This window comes from Sulfitobacter sp. AS92, assembly GCF_038900015.1.
GTDB lineage: Bacteria > Pseudomonadota > Alphaproteobacteria > Rhodobacterales > Rhodobacteraceae > Sulfitobacter.
On sequence record NZ_JBBMQL010000001.1, the window covers coordinates 490,385 to 512,413 of the forward strand.

23 protein-coding genes are annotated in these 22,029 nt (G+C 61.8%); 9 read left to right on the top strand and 14 right to left on the bottom strand.

The features are described 5' to 3' along the window. Window positions 1-3: 3 nt before the first annotated feature. Window positions 4-2,103, bottom strand: a complete 2,100-nt coding sequence (locus tag WNY61_RS02340; protein WP_342849841.1) for a DEAD/DEAH box helicase — start codon at window positions 2,101-2,103, stop codon at window positions 4-6. A gap of 271 nt (window positions 2,104-2,374) precedes the next feature. Between WNY61_RS02340 and selD the strand changes: the two genes are divergently transcribed. Then, the gene (gene selD / locus WNY61_RS02345) at window positions 2,375-4,567 is read left to right on the top strand and encodes a selenide, water dikinase SelD (protein WP_342849842.1); all 2,193 of its coding nucleotides are present in this window, start codon (window positions 2,375-2,377) and stop codon (window positions 4,565-4,567) included. On the opposite strand, the gene mnmH is transcribed toward selD, so the two are convergent. The 7 genes from mnmH to WNY61_RS02380 form a co-directional block, all read right to left on the bottom strand. Beyond that, the gene (gene mnmH, locus WNY61_RS02350) at window positions 4,551-5,606 is read right to left on the bottom strand and encodes a tRNA 2-selenouridine(34) synthase MnmH (RefSeq protein WP_342849843.1); all 1,056 of its coding nucleotides are present in this window, start codon (window positions 5,604-5,606) and stop codon (window positions 4,551-4,553) included. The two genes, selD and mnmH, sit on opposite strands and share 17 nt — an antisense overlap. Window positions 5,607-5,713: 107 nt before the next feature. Beyond that, window positions 5,714-6,064, bottom strand: a complete 351-nt coding sequence (locus WNY61_RS02355; protein WP_342849844.1) for a RidA family protein — start codon at window positions 6,062-6,064, stop codon at window positions 5,714-5,716. A gap of 71 nt (window positions 6,065-6,135) precedes the next feature. Next, entirely contained in the window at window positions 6,136-6,537 is a 402-nt protein-coding gene (locus WNY61_RS02360; RefSeq protein WP_342849845.1) for a rhodanese-like domain-containing protein, read from the bottom strand. A 12-nt stretch (window positions 6,538-6,549) separates the two neighbouring features. Continuing rightward, window positions 6,550-7,728: a lytic murein transglycosylase gene (locus tag WNY61_RS02365; RefSeq protein ID WP_342849846.1), complete on the bottom strand. Its 1,179-nt coding sequence runs from the start codon at window positions 7,726-7,728 to the stop codon at window positions 6,550-6,552. Window positions 7,729-7,742: 14 nt separating this feature from the next. Beyond that, window positions 7,743-8,651, bottom strand: a complete 909-nt coding sequence (gene cbiB, locus WNY61_RS02370; RefSeq protein WP_342849847.1) for an adenosylcobinamide-phosphate synthase CbiB — start codon at window positions 8,649-8,651, stop codon at window positions 7,743-7,745. Continuing rightward, window positions 8,648-9,595 (bottom strand): threonine-phosphate decarboxylase CobD, encoded by a 948-nt coding sequence (gene cobD / locus WNY61_RS02375; protein WP_342849848.1) that lies wholly within the window; start codon window positions 9,593-9,595, stop codon window positions 8,648-8,650. Before cobD ends, cbiB begins: the two co-directional genes overlap by 4 nt. Before the next feature lie 81 nt (window positions 9,596-9,676). After that, entirely contained in the window at window positions 9,677-10,651 is a 975-nt protein-coding gene (locus WNY61_RS02380; RefSeq protein ID WP_342849849.1) for a glutathione S-transferase family protein, read from the bottom strand. Window positions 10,652-10,824: 173 nt separating this feature from the next. Between WNY61_RS02380 and WNY61_RS02385 the strand changes: the two genes are divergently transcribed. Beyond that, complete coding sequence (locus WNY61_RS02385) at window positions 10,825-11,181, top strand: hypothetical protein (protein ID WP_342849850.1); 357 nt, start codon at window positions 10,825-10,827, stop codon at window positions 11,179-11,181. Window positions 11,182-11,223: 42 nt separating this feature from the next. Here the strand turns inward: WNY61_RS02385 and WNY61_RS02390 are convergent, their stop codons facing one another. After that, the gene (locus tag WNY61_RS02390; protein WP_342849851.1) at window positions 11,224-12,423 is read right to left on the bottom strand and encodes a MalY/PatB family protein; all 1,200 of its coding nucleotides are present in this window, start codon (window positions 12,421-12,423) and stop codon (window positions 11,224-11,226) included. A 96-nt stretch (window positions 12,424-12,519) separates the two neighbouring features. On the opposite strand from WNY61_RS02390, the gene def (WNY61_RS02395) reads away from it, so the two are divergent. From def (WNY61_RS02395) to fmt, 4 genes are read left to right on the top strand one after another with little or no spacing between them, the layout of a single operon-like run. Continuing rightward, the gene (gene def / locus WNY61_RS02395; protein ID WP_342849852.1) at window positions 12,520-13,038 is read left to right on the top strand and encodes a peptide deformylase; all 519 of its coding nucleotides are present in this window, start codon (window positions 12,520-12,522) and stop codon (window positions 13,036-13,038) included. Continuing rightward, window positions 13,035-13,532 carry a peptide deformylase gene (gene def / locus WNY61_RS02400; RefSeq protein ID WP_342849853.1) on the top strand — a complete coding sequence of 166 codons (498 nt, stop codon included), beginning with the start codon at window positions 13,035-13,037 and terminating at the stop codon, window positions 13,530-13,532. The genes def (WNY61_RS02395) and def (WNY61_RS02400) overlap by 4 nt, the downstream gene beginning before the upstream one ends. Beyond that, window positions 13,529-14,026 carry a peptide deformylase gene (def, locus tag WNY61_RS02405; protein WP_342849854.1) on the top strand — a complete coding sequence of 166 codons (498 nt, stop codon included), beginning with the start codon at window positions 13,529-13,531 and terminating at the stop codon, window positions 14,024-14,026. Before def (WNY61_RS02400) ends, def (WNY61_RS02405) begins: the two co-directional genes overlap by 4 nt. 36 nt (window positions 14,027-14,062) lie before the next feature. Then, window positions 14,063-14,977, top strand: coding sequence for a methionyl-tRNA formyltransferase (gene fmt, locus WNY61_RS02410; protein WP_342849855.1), 915 nt, complete (start codon window positions 14,063-14,065; stop codon window positions 14,975-14,977). A 4-nt stretch (window positions 14,978-14,981) separates the two neighbouring features. Here fmt and WNY61_RS02415 read toward each other — a convergent pair whose 3' ends face one another. The 5 genes from WNY61_RS02415 to WNY61_RS02435 all read right to left on the bottom strand — a co-directional run bounded on the left by WNY61_RS02415 (window position 14,982) and on the right by WNY61_RS02435 (window position 18,677). Continuing rightward, window positions 14,982-15,605: a trimeric intracellular cation channel family protein gene (locus WNY61_RS02415; protein ID WP_342849856.1), complete on the bottom strand. Its 624-nt coding sequence runs from the start codon at window positions 15,603-15,605 to the stop codon at window positions 14,982-14,984. Further along, window positions 15,602-16,066: a ribonuclease HI gene (rnhA, locus tag WNY61_RS02420; RefSeq protein ID WP_040700705.1), complete on the bottom strand. Its 465-nt coding sequence runs from the start codon at window positions 16,064-16,066 to the stop codon at window positions 15,602-15,604. Before rnhA ends, WNY61_RS02415 begins: the two co-directional genes overlap by 4 nt. Window positions 16,067-16,120: 54 nt before the next feature. Then, complete coding sequence (gene ispH / locus WNY61_RS02425) at window positions 16,121-17,071, bottom strand: 4-hydroxy-3-methylbut-2-enyl diphosphate reductase (RefSeq protein WP_342849857.1); 951 nt, start codon at window positions 17,069-17,071, stop codon at window positions 16,121-16,123. A gap of 59 nt (window positions 17,072-17,130) precedes the next feature. Beyond that, entirely contained in the window at window positions 17,131-17,868 is a 738-nt protein-coding gene (locus WNY61_RS02430; protein ID WP_342849858.1) for a LuxR C-terminal-related transcriptional regulator, read from the bottom strand. 254 nt (window positions 17,869-18,122) lie between these two features. Then, the gene (locus WNY61_RS02435; protein WP_007118160.1) at window positions 18,123-18,677 is read right to left on the bottom strand and encodes an NYN domain-containing protein; all 555 of its coding nucleotides are present in this window, start codon (window positions 18,675-18,677) and stop codon (window positions 18,123-18,125) included. 123 nt (window positions 18,678-18,800) lie between these two features. Between WNY61_RS02435 and folK the strand changes: the two genes are divergently transcribed. The 3 genes from folK to WNY61_RS02450 all read left to right on the top strand — a co-directional run bounded on the left by folK (window position 18,801) and on the right by WNY61_RS02450 (window position 22,023). Further along, window positions 18,801-19,409 carry a 2-amino-4-hydroxy-6-hydroxymethyldihydropteridine diphosphokinase gene (folK, locus tag WNY61_RS02440; protein ID WP_342849859.1) on the top strand — a complete coding sequence of 203 codons (609 nt, stop codon included), beginning with the start codon at window positions 18,801-18,803 and terminating at the stop codon, window positions 19,407-19,409. Window positions 19,410-19,482: 73 nt separating this feature from the next. Beyond that, window positions 19,483-19,836, top strand: a complete 354-nt coding sequence (rpoZ, locus tag WNY61_RS02445) for a DNA-directed RNA polymerase subunit omega (protein ID WP_007118158.1) — start codon at window positions 19,483-19,485, stop codon at window positions 19,834-19,836. Window positions 19,837-19,872: 36 nt separating this feature from the next. Beyond that, the gene (locus tag WNY61_RS02450; protein ID WP_342849860.1) at window positions 19,873-22,023 is read left to right on the top strand and encodes a bifunctional (p)ppGpp synthetase/guanosine-3',5'-bis(diphosphate) 3'-pyrophosphohydrolase; all 2,151 of its coding nucleotides are present in this window, start codon (window positions 19,873-19,875) and stop codon (window positions 22,021-22,023) included. The last annotated feature ends 6 nt before the right edge of the window (window positions 22,024-22,029 follow it).

Below are 22,029 nucleotides of genomic sequence, written 5' to 3' on the forward strand. Positions count from 1 at the left end.
ATCTTACTTCGATTTCGGGCCGCCCTTGCCACCCTGCTTGCCGATCTTATTCGGCGGGGTGAAGCGTTTTGACGGATCAGACGCCCGTTTGTAGGACTTCTCGCCGCCTGGCGTGGTGGCCGATGACGTTGGCTTACCCTTGCCTTTGCCCTTGAACCCTTCGCCCGCGGGCTTTTCCTTTTTCCACACGGCCTTCGCCTTGGGCTTGGCGGTGGTTTCGCCGCCAGACTTCGGCTTGGGCGCGGCGCCCGGCTTCATCGGGCTGCGCTCGGTCTTGTGGGACTTTGGCGGGCGTTCGCCCTTGGGGGCACGGGGTTTATCGAACTTTGGCTTGTCGAACTTGGGCTTATCGAAAGACGCCGCACCGGGGCCATCCGCCGCTTTAGCGCGGGGCTTGCGTGGGGCGGGGGCGGCGTCGGGATCGTAGTTATCGCGCGGGGGGCGCGGACCACGGTCCGGGCGGTCGCCTTTGTAGCCGCCGCCGGGCTTGGGGCCACGGTTGCCGGCAGGTTTCGGGCCACGGGCCAGATCGGGGGCTTTGTCGAGTTGCGTCAGCACCGCGCCTTCTTCCAGCGTCATGTCGCTGCCAAGCGTGCTTAGCAGACCGGGGACAGAAGCCTCCAGCACTTCCACAAAGCTATGGCTGCCCTGCACGCGGATCGCGCCGATATCGTCTTTGGTCAGGTCACCGCGACGGCAGAGCATTGGCAGCAGCGTGCGCGGCTCGGCCCCGTCATTGCGGCCGGTCGAGATCGAGAACCAGACGGATTTGCCAAATGCCGGGCGTGGCTTGTCGTCACCGGGGGCACCGGGTTCGGCCAGTTCTTCTGGCGCGGATTGACGCGCGCGGTAGAGGTTGACGAAGGCAGTGGCCAATTGTTCTGCCGAGAATTGCTCAACCAAATTGGCGACAAAACCTTCGGCATCTTCCGGGATCGGGTCGGACCATGCAGAATCGGCCAGCAGACGGGCCTCATCTGCGGCGTTAACCTCAGCCGCAGACGGCGGTGCCGCCCATTCCACTTTCAGCTTCGCGCCGCCAATCAGACGGTTCGCTTTGCTGCGCAGTTTGGCAGGCACGATCAGTGCGGAAACACCCTTGCGCCCGGCGCGGCCAGTACGGCCCGACCGGTGCAGCAGCGTGTCGGAGTTGCTGGGCAGATCGGCGTGAATCACCAATTCAAGGTTCGGCAAGTCGATGCCGCGTGCGGCGACGTCTGTCGCGATACAGACGCGCGCACGCCCGTCGCGCAGCGCTTGCAGCGCGTTGGTCCGCTCGGATTGCGTCAGCTCACCCGACAGCGCCACGACCGAGAAACCCCGGTTGGTAAAGCGCGTGGTCAGACGCGCCACGGCGGCGCGGGTGTTGCAGAACACGATGGCGTTCTTGGCCTCATAAAAGCGCAGCACGTTGATGATTGCGTTTTCGGTGTCACGCGGATGCACGTTCAGCGCGCGGTATTCGATATCGCTGTGCTGTTTGGCTTCGCCTACGGTGGTGATGCGCTGCGCGTCACGCTGGTAGGATTTCGCCAGTTTGGCAATCGCCGCAGGGACGGTGGCCGAGAAGAGCAGCGTGCGGCGGTCTTCAGGGGATTCGGAGAGGATGAACTCAAGGTCTTCGCGGAAGCCAAGGTCGAGCATCTCATCCGCTTCATCCAGAACCACAGCGCGGATCGCGTCGAGGTTGATGTTGTTGCGTTTGATGTGGTCACACAGGCGGCCCGGCGTGGCGACAACGATATGCGCGCCCCGGTCGAGCGCACGGCGCTCAGTGCGGGTGTCCATGCCGCCGACGCAGGTGGTGACGATGGCACCGGCCTTGCCATAGAGCCAAGTGAGCTCGCGGCTGACCTGCATGGCCAATTCACGGGTAGGGGCGATGATCAACGCCAGCGGCGCGCCCGCTTGGCCGAAATGGGTATCGTCACCCAAAAGTGTCGGCGCGATGGCGAGGCCAAAGCCCACCGTCTTGCCCGACCCGGTTTGGGCCGAAACCAGAAGGTCGCTGTCATTCAGCGCGGGGTCTGTGACGGCTTCTTGTACGGCGGTAAGTGTTTCATAACCCTGTTGGGCAAGGGCGTCGGCAATAGTCTGGATCACGAAGGCTGTCCTGTCTTGAACGTTTGTGCGGGGGGCGGGCACGTGGGGTGCTACCAGCCACGGCAAAGGAATCCGACCGTCGGTAGAGGGTCAGGGATGGAATGTACATGGGGGTTTTCTGGTAGAATGTCACCCTTTTTACAGGTTTGGGGCCTTTGCGGGTGTAAATGGGCGGGGAAATGCCGCTCGAACCCGTCCACGGCCCCCTCACAACTTGGTCATGCCGATGGCGCGCCCGCACGGGTTCGGTTAGCAATATCCAACGTTTAATATGAGAGAGCGAGGCAATCTGGTGCAAGGTGATCTGCCCCTGACGCGGGATTTGGTGCTGGTGGGGGGCGGTCATGCCCATGCGCTGGTGCTGCGCAAATGGGGGATGGACCCGCTGCCCGGCGCGCGGCTGACGGTAATCAATCCCGGCCCGACCGCGCCCTATACAGGCATGTTGCCTGGACATATCGCCGGGCATTACGGCCGCGATGAGCTAGAGATCGACCTGATGCGTTTGTGTCGCCACGCCGGGGCACGGCTGATCCTTGGCCATGCGACCGGGATCGACCGGGCCGCGCAGGAGATCACTGTGCCGGGGCATGGACCCGTGGCCTACGATGTGGCCTCAATCGACGTGGGCATCACGGCCAAGATGGACCTGCCGGGATTTGCCGAACACGCCGTGCCAGCCAAGCCGCTTGATGTCTATGCAGCGCGGTGGCGGGCGTTTTTGGCAGCCGTGAAGGCGGGCGATCTGCCGCCCGAAGTCGCTGTGATTGGCGGCGGTGTGGCGGGCTGCGAGTTGGCGATGGCGATGGCATTTGCCCTGCAGCAGGCCGGGGCGCAGCCTGCTGTGACAGTGGTGGAACACGGGCCGCAGCTTTCTGGCATGGCGCCCCGGACGGAGGCGATGGTGCGGCGGCGCATGGCCGGCTTGGGGGTGAGCCTTGCGTTTGATGCGGAGGTGACGCAGATCACGGGCACAGAGGTGATCGTGAAGGGGCGCGCCCCGATTCCGGCAGCACTTTGCGTCGGTGCGGCGGGGGCGGTGCCGCATGGCTGGCTCGCGCAGACTGACCTGCCGCTGCACAATGGGTTCATCCGCGTGGGCGCAGATTTGGGCGTAGTCGATGATGCGGCGCTTTTTGCCGTGGGCGACTGTGCGCATTTAGAGGCCACGCCGCGCCCCAAGGCCGGGGTCTTTGCCGTGCGGGCAGCGCCAGTGCTGCATAACAATCTGCGGGCTGCATTGAGCGGCGCTGAGCGGGGTGCGTTTAAACCGCAGAAACATTACCTAAAACTTATCTCACTGGGCGGAAAATCTGCGGTGGCCGAGCGGAACGGGCTGGCCCTTGGTGGTGCGTTGCTGTGGCAGTGGAAGGACCGGATCGACCGGAAATTCATGGATCAGCTGGATGATCTGCCTGCAATGAAGCGCGAATCGCCGATTGGTCCGACGGCTTCGGGCGTGCAAGACGCGCTGGCGGGCAAGCCGCTTTGTGGGGGGTGCGGGGCCAAGGTGGGCGGCGCGATACTGGGCGATCTGTTGATCAAGGCGCAACACCCGGTCACAGGCGATGTCGTCACCGGCGCGGGCGATGACGCGGCGATCCTGCGGCAACCTGGCGGCGGTTTTCAGGTGATAAGCACGGATCACCTGCGCGGCTTCATCGAAGATCCGGCATTGATGACGCGGATCGCGGCGGTCCATGCTTTGGGCGATGTCTGGGCAATGGGGGCCAAGCCGCAAGTGGCGCTAAGCACGGTCATCATGCCGCGCATGTCGCCGGAATTGCAGGCTCGGACGTTGCGAGAGATCGCGGCTGCCGCGCAAGATGTGATGGGGGCCGCAGGCGCGCAGATTGTTGGTGGCCACACCACCATGGGCGCGGAACTGACCATCGGGTTTACGGTCACTGGCACGCGGAACGAAATGCCGATTGGCGTGGGCGGTGGGCAGCCGGGGGATGTGCTGATGCTCACCCGGCACATCGGCGCGGGGGTGATTCTAGCGGGGCATATGGCGGGCAGCGCGCCGGGGCGGGTCGTGGCCGATGCGTTGCGTCTTATGGCGACGCCGCAGGCGCGGGAGGCAGAGATTTTGGCAAACGCCCATGCGATGACGGATGTAACCGGCTTTGGCTTGGCCGGGCATGTGCAGGCGATTTGCCGGGCCTCGGGGCTGGCGGCAGAGCTTTGGGGGGATGCCGTGCCAATTTACCCCGGCGCGCAGGCGCTCTCGGATCAGGGGGTGGGGTCATCGCTTCTGGCAGTCAATCAGGCGGATGCACCGATCCGCGCGGCGGGTCCGATAAATCCGCTTTTGCACGATCCCCAAACCGCCGGGGGGCTATTGGCTGCCTTGCCAGAAGCCGCAGCGAAGGGCGCGCAGGCGCGGTTGGCGGCGGCGGGGCTAAAGGGTCATATCATCGGACGGCTTGAGGCGGGCGCCCCGTCTATTCGCCTACGCTGAAACGGCTGTGCAGCGCGGCGGCGGTCTCGGCCAATGTGGTTTCGTCAAGGTCGTTCAGCGAAAGCCGCTCAACGGGCGCAGGGTTGCGGCTGGCTGTCTTTGCATAGCGCGGATCGTAATGCTGCCCGATTAACCCTTCGGCAAGCGTGGCCCAATCGCCCACCCGGGCTTGGGTCTGCCATGCGGTGATTGTTTCACCACTGTGATAGGGGCGCAGCTTGTCGATGCGGTCTTTAAGCATGGCGGGGTCGGCGGTCAGATCGTCATAGGCGTGGCACAGGAAATGCGCCCGCGCGGCGAGCGGTGCGTCGACCTCAACCCGTGGTGCGGCGATCATCGCGGCCCAGAGTGCGGGGGGCAGGGTGATGTCCCCGATCTTGCTGCTTTCCGCCTCAACCCATGTAATCTGCGTTGGATCAAGCGGGGCAAGGGCTTGGGCCAGTCGGCTTTCGAACATCTTTTGGTACGGCTGGCCGCCTTCTACAGCGCCAAACAGCGAGCCGCGATGCTGCGCCAGCCCTTCAAGGTCAAGCACCTGCGCGCCCGTTTCGGCCAGATGATGCAGCAGTCGGGTTTTGGCGGTGCCAGTGCCGCCTTCGATCAGCATCAACCGATGCAGCAGGGGCGTGTCGTAAAGCGCCGCGACCACCAACCGGCGATAGCTGCGATAGCCGCCGCGCAGCAGGTGCACACGCCAGCCGACCTGATCGAGGATCGTCGAGAACGCCCCCGACCGCTGCCCGCCGCGCCAGCAATAGACCAGCGGTTGCCAACTGCCGTCTTTACCCGCAAGCGCCGTTTGCAAATGTCGCGCCGTGTTTTGCGCCACCAGTGCGCCGCCGATCTTGCGGGCATCAAAGGGGCTGACTTGTTTGTAGATCGTGCCCACCTCGGCCCGCTCCGCATCCGAGAGCACGGGCAGATTGATCGCGCCGGGCAAGTGATCTTCGGCGAACTCCGACGGGGCGCGCACGTCGATGATCGTGTCGACGTTAAGCTGGGCCAGATCGGACAAGGCGGTAAGGGTGCAGGGGGTCATGCGATGCTTTCGGCTCGGATGGGCCTGTCTAGCACGTCTGGGGGCGGGGGACAGTGCCCGCGCGCGCCACAGCACCCCGCGCCGGGAAAGCGCGGGGTGAAAGTGGCTTAGGCCTTGGCGGCGATGACCAGCACTTCGACCAGATATTCAGGCGTTGCGAGTTTGGATTCGCCACAGGCCCGCGCGGGGGCGTGGCCCTCAGCCACCCAAGCATCCCAAACGCCGTTCATCGCGGCGAAATCGGCCATGTCGGCCAGCCAGATGGTCGATTGAAGGATGCGGGTCTTGTCGCTGCCAACCTCGGCCAGCAGGGCATCGACCTTATCAAGGCAATCTTGGGTCTGCTGGGCAACATCCGCGCCCGCCGTGCCGACTTGACCAGCAAGATAAATCACATCGCCATGCTCGACGATTTGGCTCATGCGGGTGTTGGTGTGGTGGCGTTTGATCTCGGTCATTCTGTCTCTCCTTTGACGATGTGAGGGTTGTGGCAGCTTTGGAAAAGGGAGGCCAGATCAAAGCCTGCGGGTTAGGGCTTCTCGACCTTTCCGCCCTCTTTCGGACCGCCTGCTCTTTCCCATCCGCCAAAACCGTCTTTCAGGTGCGCCGCGTCAAAGCCCATGTCTTGCAGCGTCGCGACAGAGATGGCCGAGCGCCAGCCAGAGGCGCAGTGAAAGACGAATTTTTTATCTTGGGCAAAGACCTCTTTGAAATAGGGGCTGTCGGGGTCGACCCAAAATTCCAACATGCCCCGTGGGCAGTGGAACGCACCGGGGATGAACCCGGTGCGCTCGCGTTCGCGGGGATCACGCAGGTCGACGAATTGCACGTTTTCGTCGTCCAGCATGGCGATGGCCTCAGCGCTGTCGATTTCTTCGATCCGGGCGCGGGCCTCGGACACCATTTCGGCGGCGGTTTTCTTTAAGGCCATCAGGGGCTCTCCTTACAGTTGGTTCAACAGAGTTGGCGTGGGCCAACCATCGACAGGCATGCCAAGGCGTTCTTGTTCAGTACGCACAGCCGCGCGGGTGCCAGAGCCGAGGATGCCATCCACATCGCCCACATCGTAGCCCATGGATTGCAGTTTGCGCTGAAGCGCTTTCATCGCATCGCCGCTAAGCCCCGGTTGCGGATTGCCCGCATCGAAAACCTGTGCGCCTTCCAGCCGCGTGGCGAAATAGGCGGCGGTCATGACGTAGGTAAAGCTTTGGTTCCATTCGAAATAGACCCGGAAGTTCGGATAGGCGATGAAAGCAGGCCCGCCGCGCCCTTGTGGCAGCAGGACCGAGGCGGTCAGCCCCTCGGCCAGCGGCCCGTTGCGGGGGGACACGCCCATCGCTTGCCATTCGCTGACGGTTTTGGTGGTCTCCAGCCCGCTTTGCGACCAGTCGAAGTCTTGCGGTAGGGTGACTTCGGCCAGCCAAGGCTCACCCGCCCGCCAGCCGAGACTTTGCAGCATTTTGGCGCCCGACAGCAGCGCATCAGGGGCAGAGGTTTTCAGCGAGACTTCGCCATCGCCATCGCCATCCACACCGTTTTCAATGATGTCGCGCGGCAGCATTTGCACCATGCCGATTTCGCCCGCCCATGCGCCGGTGGTGGTGGCAGGGTCGAATTCGCCGCGCTCGAAAAGCTCTAGCGCCGCGAAAAGCTGCGGGCGGAACAACTCGGGGCGGCGGCAGTCACGGGCCAGCGTGGCCAGCGCATTGGCGGTGTTAAAGTCGCCTTGGATCGCGCCGTAATCCGTCTCAAACGCCCAGAAGGCCAAGAGCACGCCACGGCTGACGCCATATTCAGATTCAACCCGGTCAAAGATTGCGTCGTACTTCTCACCATTGGCGCGGCCCCGGTTGATCCGGTCGTTGGAGATCAGGTGGCGCGAAAATTCGATGAAGGGCTTTTGGAATACCCCTTGCGCCTGATCCGCGCGCAGCACGGCGGGGTCTTGGCGCAGGCCAGCAAAAAACCGATCGGCGGTGGCAGGGTCGGCGCCATTGGCCACGGCCTCAGCTTTGGCATCCGCGATGAAGCTGGAGAAATCACCGCCGCAGGCCGATTGCGCATAGGCGGTGGCTGGGAGGGTGAACGCCGCAAGGGCGGCGGCTAGAAAGGTGGGGCGCATAAAAATCCTCATAGTCACAGACAGGCCAGAACTAGGGCGATTGCCCACATCACCAACCATGCCTGCCAGAGGCGGGTGATGGCCGCATCGATTGCCTGAGGTCCAATGACGCGCGCCCCCGCGCCGTGAACCCAAGCGAACTGCTGCAATTGCCCATCATAGGCGCGCGGCCCCGCGAGTGCCACACCCGTGGCCCGCGCCATGGCGGCTTCTGGCCAACCGGCATTGGGCGAGCGGTGCAGCGCCGCATCAGCGCGGATGTCGCGCCAGTGGTGCAAGACCCCGCCGGGCAGGGCGATAAGCAGCGCGGTCAGCCGGGCGGGGGCAAGGTTTAGCAGGTCATCCATCCGCGCCGCAGCCCAGCCGAAATCGGCGTAGCGCGGGGTGCGGTAGCCGATCATACTGTCGGCGGTGTTGACGATCTTATAGACCAGCAACCCCGGCAGTCCGCCCAGCAAGAACCAAAAGGCAGGCGCGATGATGCCGTCGCTAAGGTTTTCCGCGCCGCTTTCGATGGCCGAGCGTGCCACGGCGTCTGACGGCATCGCAGCGGTGTCTCGGCTGACGATCATCGCCACGGCGCGGCGGCCAGCGGGCAGCGATTGGCGCAGCCCATCAGCCACAGCGCGGAGGTGTTCGACGAGGGAGCGTTGCGCAAGTAGGATTGCGGCGGTGATGACCTCGGCAAGCGGGCCGAAGAAGCTCAGTAGCCAGCCTAGAACGGCAGCGCCGATCATCAGAGCTAACAGCAGCACCACGCCCTTGGCACGTCGCGCTTGGCCGTGGTTCAACCGCCGATCCCCCCAGCCGATCAACCGCCCCATCAGCACCGCCGGATGCGACAAGCGCCGCCAGAGCCATTCCGGTTCTCCAAGGGCCGCGTCGAGAAGCATGGCCAGCGCAAGAACCGCCGCCGTGCTCATGCCAGCGCCCGCTCCAACCGCGACCAACCCTCGGCGGGGGGCAGGCCGAGGCGCAGCCAGCGTGAGTTATAGGGGAAGACTCGGGTCCAGATGTGATGCTGGGCGAGGCGTTTCTGCCAAGCTTGCGCGTCATCGATCTCATAAAGCCGGAAAAGCGGGGTGCCGCCGACAATTTGCGCGCCTGCGCCGGTCATCAGGGTATCAAGGCGGTCTGCCTCTGTGGCGAGCCGGGTTCGCGTGGCGTCGGCCCAATCCGTATCCTGCAACGCCGCCGCGCCGATATGCAGCGCCGGGCCGCTGACCGGCCATGGGCCGAGCATCCGCCGAATCTTTGCCACCAAAGCCGGATCGCCGATGACAAAGCCCAGTCGCAGTCCAGCGAGCCCCCAGAACTTGCCAAAACTTTTCAGAACCAGCGTGCCGGGCACCGTGGCCTGCGCCATGAGGGTGGCATCGGGGGTGATGTCGCAAAAGCTTTCGTCGATGATGCTGAGGGGGGCGGTGGTTTCTGACGCTTGCCAAAGCCGTCCGTTGGGGTTGTTAGGGTGCACATGGACGGCGGCATCTGTGTCACCTTCCTCAACGACCTCCCAACCGCTATCAGCGAAACTGGCGGCATGTTCATTGTAGGTCGGACCGGGGATGCGCACGGTACCGCGTGGGGCTAGCGCCGGGATGCGGGCAATTGCCGATGACGCACCCGGCACGGCGAGGAGTGCGGCCCCGGCGGGCACCCGCCAGAACGCGCGGGCGGCGTCCTCAAGCGCGGTTTGCGCTGCGGCGTCGGGGAGCGCGTTCCATGCATCCGCTGGCAGGTCAGGGATCGGATAGGGCTGCGGATTGATCCCGGTCGACAGGTCAATCCAATCCGCACGCTGCCCGCCGAAACGCGCGGCTGCCGCATCGACACCGCCGCCGTGGTCACGCTGGTCTAGCTGTTGCATGATGATCCCCCTGCCGTTGCTGCGGTGAAAGCGCAAAAGGGCTGCGCGATCAAGCGCCTTCCGCAAGGCAGGGGGCGTAGGTTAACCACGCCCGTGCGGGGCGTTGAAGTCGAGCACCGGATTGATCGGAATGATCCGGTTTGGGTTAATGGTGTCGTGACTGTAGTGGTAGTGCCGCACGATGTGGTCAAAGTTCACCGTCTCGGCCACGCCCGGCACCTGATAAAGCTCGCGCGTATAGGCCCAGAGGTTTGGGTAATCGATGATCCGGTTGCGGTTACACTTGAAGTGCAGGTGATAAACTTTGTCGAACCGCACCAGCGTGGTGAAAAGCCGCCAATCAGCTTCGGTCATCTTCTCGCCCGCCAGATACCGGTTTTCCGAGAGGTTGTCTTCGATCCAATCCAGCGTATCGAAGAGCGGATGCACGGCGGCGTCATAGGCCTCTTGCGTGGTGGCGAAACCGGCCTTGTAGACCCCGTTGTTGAGCGTGTCATATATGCGTGCGTTCACCTCTTCGATGCGGTCATGCAGCTCTGTGGGGTAGTAGTCATCGCTGTTACCGGTGATCTCCTCAAAGGCGCTGTTGAACATGCGGATGATTTCGGCAGATTCATTGCTGACGATGGTCTCGCGCTCTTTGTCCCAAAGAATCGGCACTGTGACGCGGCCCGTAAACTTTGGATCGGCCCGGGTATAGATGTCGCGCGCATAGGGCAGGCCAAAGAGGGTATCGCCGGTGGCACAGGGAAAGGCATCGTCAAAGGTCCAGCCCTCGCCCAGCATGTCGGGATGCACGACCGAAACCCCGATATGATCCTCCAAGCCTTTCAACTGGCGGAAGATCAGTGCGCGGTGCGCCCATGGGCAGGCATAGCTAACATAGAGGTGGTAGCGCCCCGATTCTGCTTTGAAATCGCCTTCGCCGCTGGGTCCGGCGCTGCCATCGGCGGTCACCCAGTTGCGAAACTGCGCTTCGCTGCGTTCAAATTTGCCACCCGAGGATTTGGTGTCATACCAATTGTCTTGCCATTTTCCGTCGACCAAAAGGCCCATCTTGTTCTCCTTTGCACGTTTGGGGGTATATCTAGGGCCGCGCGCCCGGGCTGCACATCTTCATGCGCGCGCAGCTGCTCTGCGCTGGCGCAGGCTGCCGAAACGTCATCAAATCTTAACTTGAATTTCCTACGTTTTAGCCCAGCTTAGAAGGCATTAGCGGGGGGATGATCATGGAAGAATTTCTGACCAAAGAAATACAAGCGGGTCTTGATGCGGCGCGCATGGAAAGCCTGCGCAAAGGGTCACGCCTGCGGCTTGCAGTGGGCGGTGATGTCTACCGCGTGCTGCGTATGTGGAAGACCGGATTTTCCGTCGATGCCGAAGACGCGCCCAAGCTGCGCGGGCTGGTCGACCTGTATGATGGCAGCCTGCACCTGTTCCAATGTCTGATCGTGGCGAGCGAGGAAGACGCAGGCGAAATGCAGTATGAATTCAAGCGCGCGACTGCCGTGGCAGACCGCCCGGCGCTTGATTTCGAACGCCCCGCCGATGCGCCACTGGGCCTGATCGAAGACAGCCGGGCCTGAAGGTGCAGCACGGCGGGTCACCCCCGCCGCGCCATTTTTCGATTACTGTAGATCGCTGAAAGCTTTGGCGAGCCTTTCGCAGGCTTCCTCGACCCGCGCGCGCGGCGTGGCGAGGTTGAAGCGCATGAAGCTTTCGCCGCCGGTGCCGAATGTCGCGCCATGGTTCGCGGCGATTTTGGCGTCCTGCTCGACCCGGCGGGTGAACTCCGCCTGCGCCATTCCGGTACCCGAGAAATCGACCCAAGCGAGGTAGGTCGCCTCCAATGGCATTGAGCGCAGGCCGGGGATCGCGTTCACAGTGGCGTCAAAGTGCTGGCGGTTGCCATCGATATAGGCGGTCAGATCATCTACCCAAGCCGCCCCTTCGGGCGAATAGGCCGCTGTCGCCATGATCAGACCGAAGGAATTGGGTGAGCTGCCCATCGCGGCCATACGCGCGGCAAGTTTCTCACGCAATTGCGGATCGTGGATAATGACATTCCCGACGTGGCTGCCCGCCATGTTAAAGGTCTTGGTCGTGGCGGTCATCATCACCAGACGGTCTTCGATCCCGTTGATATGTGCCATGGGGATGTGCTTTTGCCCCGGCATCACCAGATCGTGGTGAATTTCATCCGAGACCAGCACCAGATCATGCCGCTTTGCAAAGTCGGCCACGCCCTGCAATTCCTCGCGGGTCCAAACGCGGCCCCCGGGATTATGCGGAGAGCAGAGGACGACCATCTTCTCATTGCCGGTCATCTGCGTATCGTAGGCGTCAAAGTCCATCTCGTAACGGCCCGAGGTATTGGTCAGGGGGCATTCCACCACGCGCCGTTCTGCCGCGTTAATCACGCGGGCGAAGGCGTGGTAGACCGGAGTGAACAGCACTACGCCATCGCCCGGTTTGGTGAAGGCGTCGACGCACATCGCCGTGCCATTGACCAGACCATGGGTGGTAAAGATCGCCCCGGCGTCGACCTTCCAGCCGTGGCGGTTCTCCATCCACCATTGGATTGCGGCGAGGTATTTACTGTCGTCGCCGAAATACCCGTGTACGCCGTGGTCGATCTGAGCCTGCAGCGCATCCTGTACCACCTGCGGCGGGCGGAAATCCATATCGGCCACCCACATCGCGATGCCGCTGTCCGCGGGCACCCCATAGACGGCTTCCATCTTGTCCCATTTCGCACAATGCGTCCCGCGCCGCTCGATGATCTCGTCAAAATTCACGTTGGTCACTTCGATCTCGTCAAAACTCATGCTGATCACTCCTGATATTGAAGCCAAGCTAACCGCTGCCGCCGGGGCTGCAAGCCCCCGGTTGCGCGATGCACGGGCATGGCCTAAATGAGCGGGATGAAACGCCCGATCCTTTTGCACCCCGATCCACGGCTCAAGAAAGCCGCAGCCCCCGTCGCCGATCTCAGCGACGAGCTGCGCGTGCTGGGCGATGATATGTTGACCACCATGTATGACGCGCCGGGCATTGGCCTTGCCGCGCCGCAGATCGGCGTGCTGAGGCGTGTCATCGTGCTCGATTGCGTCAAGGAAGAGGGCGAAGCACCGCGCCCGCTGTTGATGTTCAATCCAGAGATTGTGACCTCCTCGGATGACTTGAACACCTATGAAGAAGGCTGCCTCAGCATTCCTGAGCAATACGCCGATGTGACCCGGCCGGCTGAGGTTGAGGTCCGCTGGTTGGACCGGGACGGGAAAGAGCAGCAAGAAGCTTTTGATGGACTCTGGGCGACCTGCGTGCAGCATGAGATCGACCACCTTGATGGAAAGCTGTTCATCGACTACCTCAAGCCGCTGAGGCGCCAGATGATCACCCGCAAGATGGTCAAGCTCAAGCGTGAGCTGGCGCGCGAATGAGTGCGCTAGAGGTTCTCCGCTGGCCTGATCCACGTCTGGCCGAGATCTGCGCGCCGATTGAAGAAATCACGCCAGAGATCGAAAAGCTGGCTGCCGATATGTTGGAGACAATGTATGCCGCGCCGGGGCGGGGCCTTGCCGGGCCGCAGGTTGGCGCGATGCTGCGGATTTTCGTGATGGATGCAGGTTGGAAGGAAGATAAGTCCGACCCGCTGGTTTGCATTAACCCGATGTTTCAAGAGATCGGCGAAGAGCGTGTGACCAATACCGAAGGCTGCCTGAGCATTCCCGGCATCAGCACCGACATTTCGCGCCCGTCGCAGGTTCAGATGGTTTGGACGGGCCTGAATGGTGGCCGCTATGTGCAGGGCTTTGAGGGCGCTGCCGCGTTGATCGCGCAGCATGAGATGGATCACCTTGATGGCGTGGTGACCTTCGATCATCTGGATGCGGAAACCCGCGCCGCCAAAATTGCGGAGTTTAACGCCCAATGACCCTTCGCCGCTACGTCCCATGGCCCGACAAACGCCTGCGCAGCCCCGCCGCGCCGATTGAGGCGGTGACGGATGAAATCCGCACCCTTTGGGACGACATGATCGAGACGATGGACGCCATGCCCGGCGTCGGCCTTGCCGCGCCGCAGATCGGGGTGATGTTGCAGGTCGCCGTCGTCGATGCCTCGGAAGCGCGAAACCGGCGTATCCGCTTGGCGAACCCGGTGATTATCGATGCCTCTGCCGTGCTGCACCCCTATGAGGAGGCCAGCCCGAACCTGCCCGGTTTCAGCGCCGTGATCCGTCGCCCGCGCGGCGTGAAGGTGCGCTTTCTGAATGAGACGGGCTCGGAGGTCGAACGCGATTTCGTCGGGCTGGAGGCGGTCAGTGTGCAGCACCAGATCGACCATCTGGCGGGCAAGATGTATTTCGACAACCTCAGCAAAACCAAGCGTGACATGCTGTTGCGCAAGGCGCGCAAACTGGGCGGCTGACGGCCCCGGGGCTGCCCGTCCTTCAGGAGTGAACAGATGCGACTGATCTTCATGGGCACGCCCGAGTTTTCGGTGCCGGTACTCGATGCGCTGGTGCAGGCGGGGCATGACATCTGCGCCGTCTATTGCCAGCCACCACGCCCTGCGGGCCGGGGCAAGAAACCCCGCCCAAGCCCGGTGCAGCAGCGCGCTGAAGAGATTGGCCTTTTGGTGCGGCATCCGGCATCGCTCAAACACCCGGAGCCGCAAGAAGAATTCTCTGAACTCGACGCTGACGCGGCGGTGGTCGTGGCCTATGGTTTGATCCTCCCGCAGGTCATTCTGGACGCGCCGAAACATGGCTGCCTGAACATCCACGCGAGCCTTCTGCCGCGCTGGCGTGGGGCGGCACCTATCCACCGTGCGATCATGGCGGGGGATGAAAAGACCGGTGTTTGCATCATGCAGATGGAAGCGGGGCTTGATACCGGGCCGGTGCTGCTGTGCGAAGAGACGGATATCGGCGCGGAAGAGACCACAGCGCAATTGCACGACCGGTTGAGCGCCATGGGCGCGTTGGCGATCAACAAAGCGCTGTCGCAACTGTTGAAGTTGACCCCGCAGCCCCAACCCGAAGAAGGCGTCACCTATGCCGCCAAGATCGACAAGGCCGAAGCCCGCATTGACTGGGCGCGCCCGGCGGTTGAGGTGGATCGCTTGATCCGCGGGCTGTCGCCCTTTCCCGGCGCGTGGTTTGAGGTTGAAGGCCAGCGGGTGAAGGTACTGGGATCGGTGCTTGACGAAGGCACAGGTGCGTCGGGTGAGGTGCTGTCAGATGACCTGCGCGTTGCTTGCGGAGACGGAGCAGTACGGCTGACGCGATTGCAGCGTGCAGGCAAGGGCGTGCAGGGTGTCGATGTGTTTCAACGCGGCGCGCAGATCGCGGCGGGAACGAACCTTAGCGCAGTCTAAGCGCCTAGCTTTTTGGTGGGGTGCTTTTGTAGACCGGCAGGTGCCAGCCGAAATACAGCGATCCCGCCCTGAGCACCCAAGTCGTCACGGCGCAGGCCAGCAGTGGGTAGAGCCTGCCGTCGAAATAGGGCGACAGCAGCACCGCCACAGCAGCGCCTGAAAGGGCCGCGGTGGCGTAAAGCTCGCCTTGGGTCAGCACCAGTGGCAATTGCCCCACCACCACATCGCGCATCAGCCCGCCCATGCAGCCGGTGATCATACCCATGACAATGATAATAGCGGCCGACTGTTCTTGAGACATCGCCACGCCGACCCCCGCCGCAACAGCGACCGCAAGCGCCAAACTGTCGAGCCAGATCAACGTGCGAAAACGGCTTTCCAGAAAGTGCGCGGTGAAGAAGACCACCAGCGCCGCCACGATGGCGACGCCCAACATGCTGGGCTTTTCGATCCAGAAGATCGGGTTGCGGTCGAGCAGGAGGTCACGGATTGTGCCACCGCCGACCGCCGTCAGGCAGGCAATGAAGGCAAAGCCCACGATATCAAGCTGCGCGCGGCTGGCCACCAGCGCGCCGGTGATGGCAAAGACCAGCACGGCGGCGTAGTCAAGCAGGGCCAGCAGGCTCACTTCTTACCGCCCGGTTTGAAGGGGGCCATGCCGGCGCGGGCCAGTTCATCGGCGCGTTCGTTTTCGGGGTGGCCGGCGTGACCCTTGACCCATTTCCACGTCACATTGTGCCGCGCGTTCGCCGCGTCCAGCCGTTGCCAAAGCTCCGCGTTTTTCACGGGTTTTTTGGCGGCGTTCTTCCAGCCGTTTTTCTTCCAGCCGAAGATCCAGCCTGTAATGCCGTTTTTGACGTAGTTGCTGTCAGTAACGATGGTGATTTCTGTCGTACGGCTGAGCGATTCCAGCGCCGAGATCGCGGCCATCAGTTCCATGCGGTTGTTGGTGGTCTGGCCTTCGCCGCCCTTCAACTCGCGTTCCTTGACGATCTTGTCGCCGTCCATTGCGCGCATCAGCACGCCCCAGCCGCCGGGGCCGGGATTGCCCGAGCAGGCTCCGTCTGTGTAGGCATAAAGATCTGGCATCGTCGTCTCCGGCAGTTTCCAACGCGGTTTATGCGCGCGGCGTGTAGCGGTCAATCAGGCGGGTTGGCGCAGGACGCGAGGCACCTTGAACTCAACGTTCTCCTGCGCGGTTTCGACCAGTTCAGTGGTCACGTCATAGCGGGCTTTGAAGGCGTCGATCACTTCATTGATCAGCACTTCGGGGGCCGATGCGCCTGCGGTGATGCCGATGCTGCCGATCCCCTCAAGCGCGCGCCAATCGATGTCGTCCGCTCGTTGCACCAGTTGCGCATAGGCGCAGCCCGCGCGGGCACCGACTTCGACCAGCCGTTTGGAGTTCGACGAATTCGGTGCGCCGACCACCAGCATCGCGTCGCATTTGTGGGCCATGGCTTTGACCGCTTCCTGACGGTTGGTCGTGGCGTAGCAAATGTCTTCTTTGTGCGGGCCGATGATGGCAGGGAAGCGCGCCTGAAGTGCGGCGACGATATCCGCGGTGTCATCGACGCTGAGGGTGGTCTGGGTGACATAGGCCAGACGGCCCTCATCGCGTACGGCGACCCCAGCCACATCGTCGGGCGTTTCGACAAGCAGCACATCGCCTTCGGGAAGTTGCCCCATGGTGCCCACTGTTTCAGGGTGGCCCGCATGGCCGATCATGATGATCTGCAACCCGGCATCGGCGTGACGCTGTGCTTCGATATGGACCTTGCTCACCAGCGGGCAGGTGGCATCGACATAGATCATATTGCGTGCCTGCGCGGCAGAAGGCACGGATTTCGGCACGCCATGGGCCGAGAAAATCACCGGGCGGTCATCGGGGCATTCCGACAGTTCCTCGACAAAGACCGCGCCCTTGTCGCGCAGCCCGTCGACGACGAATTTGTTATGCACGATCTCATGACGCACAAAGACCGGCGCGCCCCATTTTTCGAGCGCCAACTCAACGATCTTGATCGCCCGATCCACGCCCGCACAGAATCCGCGCGGCGCGGCAAGGTAGAGGGTGAGAGGCGTTTTGGTCATGCGAGGTCTCCGAACGGTTGGCGCAGAGGTAAGGGCTTGGGCGCGCTTCGTCCAGCCCGTCAGTCCTTGTTGGGCACGGGCTTGCCCGCGGTGCCGTGCACAAGCGCCGCGGCCTGTGCTCGGTTGCGGATGCCCAGCTTGCGGTAGCCGGACTTCGCGTAATCCGAAACAGTGTGGATCGACAGGTCGCAGCGATGCGCGGTTTGTTGGCGACTATAGCCATGGGCGAGAAGGTTCACCACTTCGGCTTCGCGTGGGCTGAGTTTTGCAAAGGTTTCCGGCGCCTCGGGCAGGGGCAAGGGGGTCGTACCGGTCAGGTCTTCGATGCGGCGGTGCATCAGCAGGCAGAAAAGGCGGAGGTCTTCGGCGATGTCATTGAAGGTCCGTTTGAATTCGTCGGCCTCCATCCCATTGCCGATGATAAAGCCGCCAAACCGTTCAGATCCTTTTAGCCGCATCGGCACGGCGAAAGCGGCATAGAGACCTTTGCGTCCTGCGCGCGCGATTAGCGAATGTTCAGTAGGGGTGACATCGGGGTAAAGGTGCACGAAGGCTTGACCGATCGTCAGCACCTCGTAGCTGTTGCACGAATGGTGGAGAAAGGGGTCATCCTCGGGGGGGAGGTCATCGTAAAGGTCGGGAATGGTGGATAGAAACTGGGCGTCTTTAAAATCTGCACCAACGCTAATGTGAATGGCTTGGGTGAAACCGATCTGCCGAAGCGCCTCAACGATCCCATCCCAAAGCGCGCCCACTTCTTGCAGCTTTTCCAGCCGTACCGCGACATCGAAGAGCATCTTCCCTCACTTTACCCCCCTTTTTCGGGGGGTCGTCTACTCCTACGAGAACAGGTAGTATGGGATCAAGGGGAACGCATGGGTTCATGTGCTGTATTGTATCTTCCCTGGGGTATTTTAGAAATTTCACAGACCAGTGACGCCATAGTCGCTGGTCTGTTATTCGTTTGCCTGCTGTCCCGATAAAAAAGACAAAGATAACCCACTGCTGCACGGGGCAGCATGGTTTCGGGCGGGAATAAAGCGGTTTGCGCCTAGTCTTGCGGGGCGGAGATAGGATCGCGCGGCGGGCGGCCAATAACATCACGCAGATCATCAAGCTCAATAAAGTTATCGGCTTGGCGGCGCAGGTCATCAGAGATCATCGGCGGCTGGCTGCGAATCGTCGACACAACGGATACGCGCACGCCTTGGCGCTGCAGGCTTTCCACCAGCGGACGGAAATCACCATCGCCTGAGAAGATCACGATATGATCGACGCGGGGGGCCAGTTCCATCGCATCAACGGCCAGTTCGATATCCATGTCGCCTTTGACTTTACGGCGGCCCATGCTGTCGGTGTATTCCTTGGCCGGTTTGGTGACCATGGAAAAGCCATTGTAGTTCAGCCAATCAACAAGCGGGCGGATCGGCGAATACTCATCATTTTCCAGCAGCGCGGTGTAGTAGAAGGCGCGCAGCAGCTTGCCGCGGCGCATGAACTCTTGCCGCAGCAGTTTGTAGTCGATGTCGAAGCCTAGCGCCTTTGCCGCGGCGTATAGGTTGGAGCCATCTATAAATAGCGCCAACCGCTCATCTTTGTAGAACATTAATCTATCCTTTCGGCAGGCTTCGCCGTATTCCCGGTTTAATTTGTAATCGCCGCGGATTAAAAAATTCGTGACGTCAGGCGATGCCCCCACATCAGGGTGCATAACTAAGGTTTTTTAGCGATGCCGCAAGACCCCGAAGGGATGGAATTAAGCAGTAGAAAGCCTATACGAAAGTATAGCCTTCTGATTGCGCTCGGCGGTAATCTTGCATCTTCTGTGGGCAAACCGCAGGAAACTCTGAAATCGGCTTTAAAGCTATTGCAAACGTCTGGCGCGGTGATTCGCGCCACCAGCCCATTCTATCACACTCCGGCATTTCCCGCAGGCGCAGGGCCAGATTATGTGAACGCTGCTGTGCGTGTCGAAGCATCGTGGGACCCGCAGAAAGCCTTGGGGGTGTTGCACCGCATCGAAGCGCAGATGGGCCGCGAGCGCGTGCAGCGATGGGGGCAGCGTACGCTGGATTTGGACCTGCTGGCCTGTGACGATATTGTGTTGCCAGACCGTAACACCCACAAGATGTGGCGCGACTTGCCGCTTGAGGCGCAGATTGGCCGCACACCTGAGCAGTTGATCCTGCCGCATCCGCGGCTGCAGGACCGTGCGTTTGTCTTGGTGCCGCTGGCAGATGTCGCACCTGATTGGGTACATCCGCTGCTTGGAAAGCCGGTGCGCGCCTTGCTTGAGGCCCTGCCGGAGCGGGACCGTGCCAGCGTGCGGCGTCTGTAATAACGGCTTGTAAATCTGCCTGAAGAGGCCTAAATAGCGCACTTCTGGCAGCAAATGAGATATTGGAGGCTTCATGGCCCGCGTCACCGTCGAAGATTGTGTTGATAAGGTTCCGAACCGTTTCGAGCTTGTTATGCTGGCCGCGCACCGCGCCCGTGAGATTGCTGCCGGATCGCCGTTGACCGTCGACCGCGACAACGACAAGAACCCGGTCGTGTCCCTGCGTGAGATTGCAGACGAAACGCAGTCTGCCGATGATCTGCGTGAGCGTCTGATCGAAAGCAATCAGAACCAGATCGAAGTCGACGAGCCCGAAGAAGACGCCATGGCGCTTTTGATGGGTGCCGAGCAGGACAAGCCCGAAGAAGACAGCATGTCCGAAGAAATGTTGCTGCGCCAGTTGATGGCCGCACAGGGGCAGGGGTAACCCCCGCGCCCCGGCCGGGGCTATGAGGCAGATGGCATGAACAGCGCCGACATTACTGCCGACGACCTGATCGCTCTTGTTCAAGGCTATAATCCCCGTACCAACGAGCCACTGATCCGCGCAGCCTTTGACTATGGCGCGCAGATGCATGATGGCCAGTTTCGCCATTCCGGCGAGGCTTATTTTACCCATCCCGTCGCCGTCGCTGCGATCCTCACGGAACAGCAGCTTGATGATGCGACGATCATCACCGCCCTTCTGCATGACACGATCGAAGACACCAAAGCGTCTTACGCCGAGGTGCAAAACCTCTTTGGTGGCGAAGTGGCCGAATTGGTCGATGGTGTCACCAAGCTGACCAACCTTCAGCTCAACTCGACCGAGACCAAGCAGGCCGAGAACTTTCGCAAGCTTTTCATGGCGATGTCCAAGGACCTGCGGGTCATCCTCGTCAAGCTCGCCGACCGTTTGCACAACATGCGGACGATCAAATCCATGCGCCCTGACAAGCAGGTCAAAAAGGCGCGGGAGACGATGGACATCTATGCGCCGCTTGCGGGCCGTATGGGCATGCAATGGATGCGCGAAGAGTTGGAAGACCTCGCCTTTCGCGTGCTCAACCCCGATGCACGTGCGTCGATCATCCGGCGTTTCATTACGCTGCAACGCGACACCGGCGATGTGATCCAGCGGATCACTGGCGACATGCGGGTCGAGTTGGAAAAAGCGGATATTGAGGCCGAAGTCTTTGGCCGGGCCAAGAAACCCTATTCGATCTGGCGCAAGATGGAGGAGAAGGAGCAGAGCTTCTCTCGTCTGTCTGACATCTACGGCTTTCGTGTGATCACTGCCTCCGAGGAAGATTGCTACCGTACGCTCGGCGCGATCCACCGGCGTTGGCGCGCGGTGCCGGGGCGGTTCAAGGATTACATCAGCCAGCCCAAGACTAACGGCTACCGCAGCATCCATACCACCGTCTCGGGGCGTGATGGCAAGCGGGTCGAGGTGCAGATTCGCACGCGGCAGATGCATGACGTGGCCGAAACCGGCGTTGCCGCGCATTGGTCCTACCGTGACGGTGTGCGCAGCCGGAACCCCTTTGCCGTTGATCCCGCCAAGTGGATCAGCCAACTGACCGAACAGTTCGACGCCGAGACCGACCACGAGGATTTCCTCGAGGCGGTGAAGCTTGAGATGTACGCCGACCAAGTGTTCTGCTTCACGCCGAAGGGCGATGTGGTGAAACTGCCGCGCGGCGCGACGCCAATTGATTTCGCTTATGCGATCCACACGCGGATCGGCAATGCCTGCGTGGGGGCCAAGATCGACGGGATGCGCGTGCCGCTGTGGACGCGCATCAAAAACGGCCAGTCGATTGAGATCACCACTGCGCAGGGCCAGACCCCGCAGGTCACATGGCTTGATATTGCAACCACCGGCAAGGCCAAGTCGGCGATCCGTAGGTCGCTGCGCGAGGTGGATCGGGAACGGTTTATCAAGCTGGGCCGCGAATTGGCACGCTCGGCCTTTGCCCAAGTCGGCAAGAAGGTGACCGAGAAGGTACTGCATACTGTTGCCAAAAACCTGCGGCTGAACGGTTCAGATGAGGTGCTCGCTCGCCTTGGCAGTTCCGAGCTTACAGGGCGGGAGGTCGTACAATCTGTCTATCCTGACCTCGCCCCGCAAAAGGGCGAGCAGATCGATGTGCGCCGCGCCGTGGTCGGGCTGGAGCCGGGCCAGAGCTTTGACCGAGCACCCTGTTGCACGCCGTTGCCCGGCGAACGGATCGTTGGCATCACTTTCCGGGGTAAGGGCGTGACCGTCCACGCGATCGATTGTGACCGCCTCTCGGAATACGAAGCTCAGCCCGAACGCTGGCTTGATCTGCGCTGGCATGACGGCAGCCATCCAGCGGTCTATACCTGCGCGCTCGATATCACCATCGGCAACGGCGCGGGGGTGTTGGGGCGGGTCTGCACCTTGATCGGCGAAGCCTCGGCCAATATCTCGGATTTGGAATTTGTGGAGCGTAAGCCTGACTTTTACCGGCTGGTGGTCTATGTGGATCTCAGAGATGTAACACACCTGCATTCGCTGATGTCCACGCTTGAAGCCGAGAGTGAGGTCGCCGATGTCAGCAGGCACCGCAATATGAGCACGGGAAAGACTGTCGAAAAGACTGGCTGACCCGCG